Origin of the sequence: Arthrobacter sp. ZBG10 (assembly GCF_001238605.1) — a bacterium.
Lineage (GTDB): Bacteria > Actinomycetota > Actinomycetes > Actinomycetales > Micrococcaceae > Arthrobacter.
This window is the reverse complement of record NZ_LFQH01000075.1, coordinates 1-7,327: the sequence shown is the minus strand read 5'-3', so window position 1 is coordinate 7,327 and position 7,327 is coordinate 1. Positions and strand designations below refer to the sequence as shown.

The 7,327-nt window shown below is 69.9% G+C and carries 8 protein-coding genes and 1 pseudogene; all 9 read left to right on the top strand.

Features of this window, described 5'->3' with window-relative positions:
• Nucleotides 1-1,318, top strand: a 1,318-nt coding sequence (locus tag ACU18_RS17080; RefSeq protein WP_050687553.1) for a lyase family protein, incomplete at its 5' end; no start/stop codon positions are given.
• Nucleotides 1,311-2,129, top strand: a complete 819-nt coding sequence (locus ACU18_RS17075) for an alpha/beta fold hydrolase (RefSeq protein WP_050687552.1) — start codon at nucleotides 1,311-1,313, stop codon at nucleotides 2,127-2,129. The genes ACU18_RS17080 and ACU18_RS17075, both read left to right, overlap by 8 nt.
• Nucleotides 2,126-2,590: a 4-carboxymuconolactone decarboxylase gene (pcaC, locus tag ACU18_RS17070; protein ID WP_050687551.1), complete on the top strand. Its 465-nt coding sequence runs from the start codon at nucleotides 2,126-2,128 to the stop codon at nucleotides 2,588-2,590. The genes ACU18_RS17075 and pcaC overlap by 4 nt, the downstream gene beginning before the upstream one ends.
• A 104-nt stretch (nucleotides 2,591-2,694) precedes the next feature.
• Entirely contained in the window at nucleotides 2,695-3,891 is a 1,197-nt protein-coding gene (locus ACU18_RS17065; protein WP_050687550.1) for a thiolase family protein, read from the top strand.
• Between the two features lie 5 nt (nucleotides 3,892-3,896).
• Nucleotides 3,897-4,556 carry a 3-oxoacid CoA-transferase subunit A gene (locus ACU18_RS17060; protein ID WP_050687549.1) on the top strand — a complete coding sequence of 220 codons (660 nt, stop codon included), beginning with the start codon at nucleotides 3,897-3,899 and terminating at the stop codon, nucleotides 4,554-4,556.
• Nucleotides 4,557-4,558: 2 nt separating this feature from the next.
• A complete protein-coding gene (locus ACU18_RS17055) occupies nucleotides 4,559-5,242 on the top strand; it encodes a 3-oxoacid CoA-transferase subunit B (RefSeq protein WP_050687548.1) in 684 nt (227 codons plus the stop codon).
• A 41-nt stretch (nucleotides 5,243-5,283) separates the two neighbouring features.
• A complete protein-coding gene (locus ACU18_RS17050) occupies nucleotides 5,284-6,084 on the top strand; it encodes an IclR family transcriptional regulator domain-containing protein (protein WP_050687547.1) in 801 nt (266 codons plus the stop codon).
• Nucleotides 6,085-6,131: 47 nt separating this feature from the next.
• Complete coding sequence (locus tag ACU18_RS17045; RefSeq protein ID WP_050687545.1) at nucleotides 6,132-6,473, top strand: MmcQ/YjbR family DNA-binding protein; 342 nt, start codon at nucleotides 6,132-6,134, stop codon at nucleotides 6,471-6,473.
• Nucleotides 6,474-6,640: 167 nt separating this feature from the next.
• Nucleotides 6,641-7,327, top strand: a pseudogene (locus ACU18_RS17040) (NAD(P)(+) transhydrogenase (Re/Si-specific) subunit alpha); the annotation flags it as partial.

Sequence of the window (7,327 nt, the reverse complement as noted above, 5' to 3'; positions counted from 1 at the left end):
GGCGGGACTGGCACCCGCCGGTTCATCCGCCGTTGTGGCTGCCGCAGCGGAACCCGGACGCTACGACGTGGCGGACATCGCGGTGCGCGCCCAGGGCGGCGCCAACCCCGTCATCCCCCTGCTGGCGGACCTCCGCCGCCAGGTCACAGCGCTGGACACCCATGGCGTCGGCGCTGCGGCAGCCGTGCACGCCTCGCTCACCAGCCAGGACGTGTTGGATACCGCCCTGATGCTGGTGGCGCGCAACGCCGTCGGCGCCGTGCTGGCTGACCTGGGCCGGGCCACAGCGGCCCTCGCGGACCTGTCGGCAGCGCATTCGACCACCCTCTGCGTGGGCCGGAGCCTGACGCAGCACTCCCTGCCCTATACCTTCGGGCTGCGGGCCGCACAGTGGTTCCACGGTCTCGCCGCCGCGGGACGGCAGCTCGCCGGCCTAAGCTTCCCCGTCCAGTTCGGTGGCGCCGCGGGTACCCTCGCGGCCGGTTCCGCGTTGACCGCCAACTCCGCTGCCACCCCCTTCAACCTGGCGGACAGTCTCGCCGCGCACCTGGGCCTGGCCCCGGCTGCCGCGCCCTGGCCCACCAACCGCCTGCCGGTCACCTCCCTGGGCAACGCCCTGGCCGCGGTGCTTGATGCCGCAGGCAAGACCGCCGCGGACGTCCTGTTCCTCAGCCGGCCCGAGGTGGCGGAGGTGGCCGAACCCCGCGCCGCCGGCCGCGGCGTTTCCTCGGCCATGCCGCAGAAGCAGAATCCCGTCCTGTCCGTGCTGGTGCGCAGCGCCGCCCTTCAGGCCCCGCAGCCGGCGGCCCAGCTCCATCTCGCCGCTGCCAATTTCAACGACGAACGCCCCGACGGCGCGTGGCACGCGGAATGGCCTGCGCTCCGGCAGCTGCTGGCGCTGGCCCTCGGCGCCGTTGGCCAGCTGCAGGAACTCGCCGGAGGACTCCAGGTCTTCCCGGCCGCCATGCGCCGCAACCTCGACCTCGCCGGGCCCCTGCTCCTGGCCGAAGGCGTGGCTGCTGCCGTGGCGCCGCTGCTGGCGGACCGGGACGGCCTGGGCGGCAAACAGCAGCTCCAGGCGGTGGTGGACAGGACCCTCCAGGTTCCCGCGGCGGACCAGGCTGCCGCCTACCGCCGGTACCTGCGCGAAACCGTCCCCGAGGACGTCCTCCCGGACTCCCGGCTGGCCGAGCTCCTGGATCCGGCCGGCTACCTGGGCGAGTCCGCCGGGATCGCCCACCGTATCCTGGCGGCCTACCCGGATTTCGCCGGCACAGACCGTCCCCACCCCGACGCGATTGGAGCCCCCCGTGGCTGAACCAACCCTGAAAGCCGTGCTGCTCTCCCCGCAGCGCCCCCTCGGTGAGCACCCGCTGCTGGTGGTGGGCTCCTCCCTGGGCACGTCCTCTGTCCTGTGGACGGACGCCGCCGCCCTGCTGGGACCCACCGTGGATGTGGTGGCCTGGGACCTCCCCGGGCACGGGGTCTCGCCCGCCGCCGCCGAACCATTCAGCGTGGCGGAGCTGGCGGACGCCGTGGTGGGCCTGGTCGATTCCATTGCCCCCGGCCAGGATTTCCACTACGCCGGCGTCTCGCTGGGCGGAGCAACGGGCCTGCAGCTCGGCATCAAGCACGCCAGCCGGCTCAAAAGCCTTTCCGTCCAGTGCAGCGGCGCCAAACTCGGCACGCCGGAAGGCTGGCTGGAACGCGCCGCCACGGTCCGCAGCCAGGGCACACCCGTGATGATCCAAGGCTCCGCGGAGCGGTGGTTCGCCCCGGGCTTTATGGACCGCCAGCCTGAGCTCAGCAGCAGGCTCCTGCACGCCCTGCGCGACGCCGATCGCTTCAGTTACGCCTTCTGCTGCGAGGCCCTTGCCGCGTTTGACGTCCGCGCGGACCTGGGCAGCATCACGGTTCCCACGCAGGCGGTTGCGGGTGCCGAGGATACTGTTGCGCCGCCGTCGTTCGCCGAAGACGTGGCGGCCGGCATCACGGCCGGCGGTGGAACGGCCAGTGCGCTGACGCTGGGCGGCGTGGGCCATCTGGCACCCGCCGAGGCGCCGGGGCACGTCGCCGAGCTGTTGCGGAACCTCATCACCTGGTCCGAATCCCGCGGCGGCGCCCAGTGAGCGGCGCAGCGGGCCCGGAGCGCTCCGGCGTGGTGCAGCCGGACGCCACCAGCCAGGAAATTTACGACGGCGGTATGGCCGTGCGGCGCGAGGTGCTGGGCGCGGCCCATGTGGACCGCGCCAACGCCGCCAAGGACGGTTTCACCGAAGATTTCCAGGACATGATCACGCGGATCGCGTGGGGTGGGATCTGGACCCGGCCGGGGCTGTCCCGGCAGATGCGCTCCGCCGTCACCATCACGGCGATGGTGGCGCACGGGCATTGGGAGGAGCTGGCCATGCACATCCGCGCGGCCCTCACCAACGGCCTGAGCAGGGACGAGATCAAGGAAATCCTGCTTCAAACCGCCATTTACTGCGGCGTCCCCGCCGCAAACACCGCCTTCAAGACGGCGCAGCAGGTGTTCCGCGACATGGACAAAACGGCCACGGACCCCGCTGCGCCCACCCCACCCAACTAACCCCCTTCCCAACTAACTCGCAGTTGTTGTCGTTTTGAGCCCTCATAACGACAACAACTGCGAGCTAGTTGGGAAACCACCCGCAGAATCTTTCGAGGAGCATCGTGAAGCAGGCATTTGTGTACGACGCCGTACGCACACCTTTCGGTAAGTTCGGTTCAGGTTTGGCGTCAGTGCGTCCTGATGACCTGGCTGCGCACGTGATCCGGGAGTCCGTGCAGCGGGCCCCCGGGCTTGATCCGGAGCGGATCGATGAGTTGGTGTTTGGCAACGCCAACGGCGCCGGCGAGGAGAACCGCAACATTGCCCGGATGGGCTCCCTGCTGGCCGGGTTGCCGGTCTCGATTCCGGGGACTTCGGTCAACCGGTTGTGCGGGTCTTCGCTGGACGCGGCAATCATCGCCTCGCGCCAGATAAATGCCGGGGATGCCGAGTTGATGCTGGTGGGCGGCGCCGAGTCGATGTCCCGCGCGCCCTGGGTGCTGCCCAAGACGGAGAAGCCGTACCCGGCCGGGGACATGACGCTGGCCTCCACCACCCTTGGCTGGCGCCTGGTGAACAAGGCCATGCCGAAGGAGTGGACCATCTCGCTGGGCGAGGCCACCGAACGGCTCCGCGAGAAGTACGGTGTGACCCGGGAACAGCAGGACGGATTCGCCGCGGACTCGCACAACCTGGCGGCCGCCGCCTGGGACGAGGGATTCTACGACAACCTCGTCACCCCGGTGCCGGGCACGGATCTGGTCCGGGATGAAGGCATCCGGGCCGGTTCTTCGGCGGCGAAGCTTGCGGGCCTGAAGACGGTGTTCCGGTCTGGGAACGGGACGGTGACGGCGGGGAACGCCTCCCCGTTGTCCGACGGTGCTTCCGCGGCCTGGATTGGCTCCGAAGCTGCCGCCGGGCTGTTGGGGTTGGAGCCGCTGGCCCGGATCGCGGGCCGTGGTGCGCACGGGAACGATCCTCAGTTCTTCGGTTACGCCCCGGTGGCGGCGGCGAACAAGGCCCTCGCGAAGGCGGGCATCGGCTGGGACCAGGTGGGCGCCGTCGAACTTAACGAAGCCTTTGCCGCGCAGTCCCTGGCCTGCATCAACGCCTGGGACATCGACCCGTCGATTGTGAACCGGCACGGCGGCGCGATCGCGATGGGCCATCCGCTGGGGGCCTCCGGCACCCGGATCCTGGGCACCCTGGCCCGGTCGCTGCAGGCCTCGGGCGAACGGTGGGGCGTGGCTGCGATCTGCATCGGCGTGGGCCAGGGCCTGGCCGTGGTCCTCGAAAACGTTACCGCTGGAAAGGCGTAGAAGGCATGCTGAACTTCGTAGACACAGTCCAGGATGCCGTGGCCGGCATCAAGGACGGCTCCACCGTGATGATCGGCGGGTTCGGCAACGCCGGGCAGCCGTTCGAACTCATCGACGCCCTGATGGACTGCGGCGCCACGGACCTGACGGTGGTGAACAACAACGCCGGCCAGGGCGACCAGGGCCTGGCGCTGCTGATCAAGGAAGGCCGGGTGCGGAAAATGATCTGCTCCTTCCCGCGGCAGTCCGACTCCTGGCACTTCGATGCCAAGTACAAGGCCGGCGAAATCGAGCTGGAACTGGTCCCGCAAGGCAACCTTGCCGAACGGATCCGGGCTGCCGGGGCCGGGATCGGCGGGTTCTTCACCCCCACCGGGTACGGCACCATGCTGGCCGAGGGCAAGGAAACCCGGATCATCGACGGCCGCGGCCAGGTCTTCGAAACCCCGCTGCACGCGGACGTGGCCCTGATCAAGGCCCTCACCGCCGATGGAAGGGGGAACCTGGTCTACCGCAAAACCGCCCGGAACTTCGGCCCCATCATGGCCGCCGCGGCCAGGCACACCATCGTCCAGGTCTCCGATATCGTCCCCACCGGCGGGCTGGACCCGGAAAACATCGTCACCCCCGGCATCTACGTCAACAACATCGTGAAGGTGGCCTGAACATGAGCAGCGAAACCAACCAGCCGGCGGACCTCCAGTCATCCCCGGAACCGCTGGGCCGGGACGACCTCGCCCGCCTGGTGGCCCGGGACATCGCCCCGGGTTCCTTTGTGAACCTCGGCATCGGCCAGCCCACACTGGTATCCAACTACCTCACCGCTGAGCAGAACATCACCCTCCACACGGAGAACGGGATGCTGGGCATGGGCCCGGCAGCGGAAGGGGACGCGATCGACGGCGACCTCATCAACGCCGGCAAAATCCCCGTCACCGAACTCCCGGGGGCGTCCTACTTCCACCACGCCGATTCGTTCGCGATCATGCGCGGCGGCCACCTGGACATCTGCGTCCTCGGCGCGTTCCAGGTCTCAGCCACCGGCGACCTCGCCAACTGGCACACCGGGGCGCCCGGCGCCATCCCCGCCGTGGGCGGGGCGATGGACCTCGCCACCGGTGCCAAGGACGTCTTTGTGATGATGACCCTGCTGACCCGCGAAGGCGCCTCGAAAATCGTGGACGCCTGCACCTACCCGCTCACAGGTGTGGGCTGCGTGACCCGGGTCTACACCGACAAAGCCGTGTTCCTCACCGGACCCAACGGCGTCACCGTCCGCGAAACCTTCGGCTGCACCCTCGCCGAACTCCAGGAACTCGTCCCCGTACCCCTCACCGCCGCCGTGCCTTGAACCGGAAAACCACGCCGGCGGCACGCATAGGATTGGACACCATGACCGACGCAGCAGCACCTCCTCCGCAGGCCGGCGACCAATACGTGCAGTCGCTGGCGCGGGGGCTGGCGGTGATCCGGGCGTTCGGCCCCGACCACCCGCTGATGACCCTCACCGAGGTGGCGGCGCGGACCGACCTGACCCGTGCCACCGCGCGCCGGTTCCTGCACACCCTGGTGGAACTGGGGTACATCCGGACCGACGGCAAAACCTTTGCGCTCACGGCCAAGGTCCTGCAGCTGGGCTTCGCGTACCTGTCCGGCCTGTCCCTGCCGCAGCTGGCCCAGCCGCACCTGGAGGAACTGTCCCTGAAGCTGGGGGAGTCCACCTCGGCGGCCGTGCTGGACGGGACGGACATCGCCTACGTGGCCCGGGTGTCCACGCGGCGCATCATGACCATCGGCATCACGGTGGGGACCCGATTCCCGGCCTACGCCACGTCCATGGGCCGGGTGCTGCTGGCCCACCTGCCGGCGGACCAGCTCAAGGCATACTTCGCTGCAGCCGACATCAGCCCGTTGACCCCCCGCGCCCTGGGAACGGTCCCGGAGCTGCTGGCTGTCCTGGCGGACGTCCGGGACAAGGGCTGGTGCGTTCTGGACCAGGAACTGGAGCTCGGGCTGATGTCCGTGGCCGCGCCGGTCCTTGACGGGCCCAAAGTGGTGGCAGCCGTCAACGTCTCGCTGCAGGCCCAGTCCGTCGCTGCCAGGCCGGATCCGGACGCCTACCTGGCCACGGTGGCGGAGGAAATCACCGCCACCGCGCGGCGGGTTTCAGCGGACCTCACCGCCCGAGGGTAGCCCGGGGGCCCTTGCGCGGCGGACGCTCCCGCAGGCAGACTCGGTCAATGGTGACCGAAGACCACGTCAGGAAGGCCGCACTGGCCTTGCCCGGCATTACCGAACGGCTGAGCTGGGGCCAGCCCGCCTGGTTCGCGAAGACCCTGATGGCGCGGCTCTGGGAACCCGGAGTATTGACCGTCAAGACGGCGGAGCGGGAAGCGCTGGCCGGCACCGACCCGGACACGTTCTTCTGGACGCCGCACCACGACCGGTCCCCGCAGCTGGTCCTGGTGCGGCTGGAACGGCTGGACGGCACCCTGCTGGCAGAGCTGCTGCAGGACTCCTTCCGGCTGGCCGGCGGCCGGCCGCAGCCGGAAGCAGGCGAAAAGCAGCCCCGCCGGAAGTAGCCCCGCAAAAGTAACCGCAGGCCACAGGGGCGGCACGCCTCCCGCAGCGGCTTTCTTGGCCCTAGACTCAAGCCAACTACGTGCAGCAGTGACGCCGCCGCGGATCCCGGCCTGCCAGGCCGGTCCTGGCCAGCCCGCCGCAGCACCACTGAGCGAGGGAGGCTGCGGTGCAACTGGGCATACCGCGCGAACGCCGGGACGGCGAACGCCGCGTCGCCGGGACGCCGGAAACCGCCAGGCAGCTGACCGGACTGGGGCTCGAAGTCCTGGTGGAAGCCGGGGCCGGGGAGGCCGCGGGGCACCCGGACCGGGACTACGAACAGGCCGGCGCCAGGATCGTGCCGGACCTCGACCTGGCGGGTCTGGACCTCCTGGCCCACGTGAGGCCCCTGGAGCCCGGCACGGCCCGGCTCCTGAAACCGGGGGCCATCACAGTGGGCTTTGCCTCGCCGTCTTCGGAACTGGCCAGCGTCCGGGCGCTCGCGGACGCTGGCGTGACCAGCTTCGCACTGGAACTGGTGCCCCGCATCTCCCGGGCCCAGTCCATGGACGCGCTGAGCTCCCAGGCGTTGGTGGCCGGCTACCGCTGCGTCCTGGAAGCCGCGATCCGGCTGCCCCGGTTTTTTCCCCTGTATATGACAGCCGCTGGAACGGTCCCGCCCGCTCGGGTCCTGGTGCTGGGCGCAGGAGTGGCCGGGCTGCAGGCCATCGGCACCGCTAAACGCCTGGGCGCCCGCGTTTTCGCCAACGACATCCGGCCTGCCTCAGCGGACGAGGTGGCATCGCTGGGTGGCACGTTCATCAGGCTGGACCTCGAAACGGCGGAAGCCGCCGGCGGGTACGCCCGCCAGCTC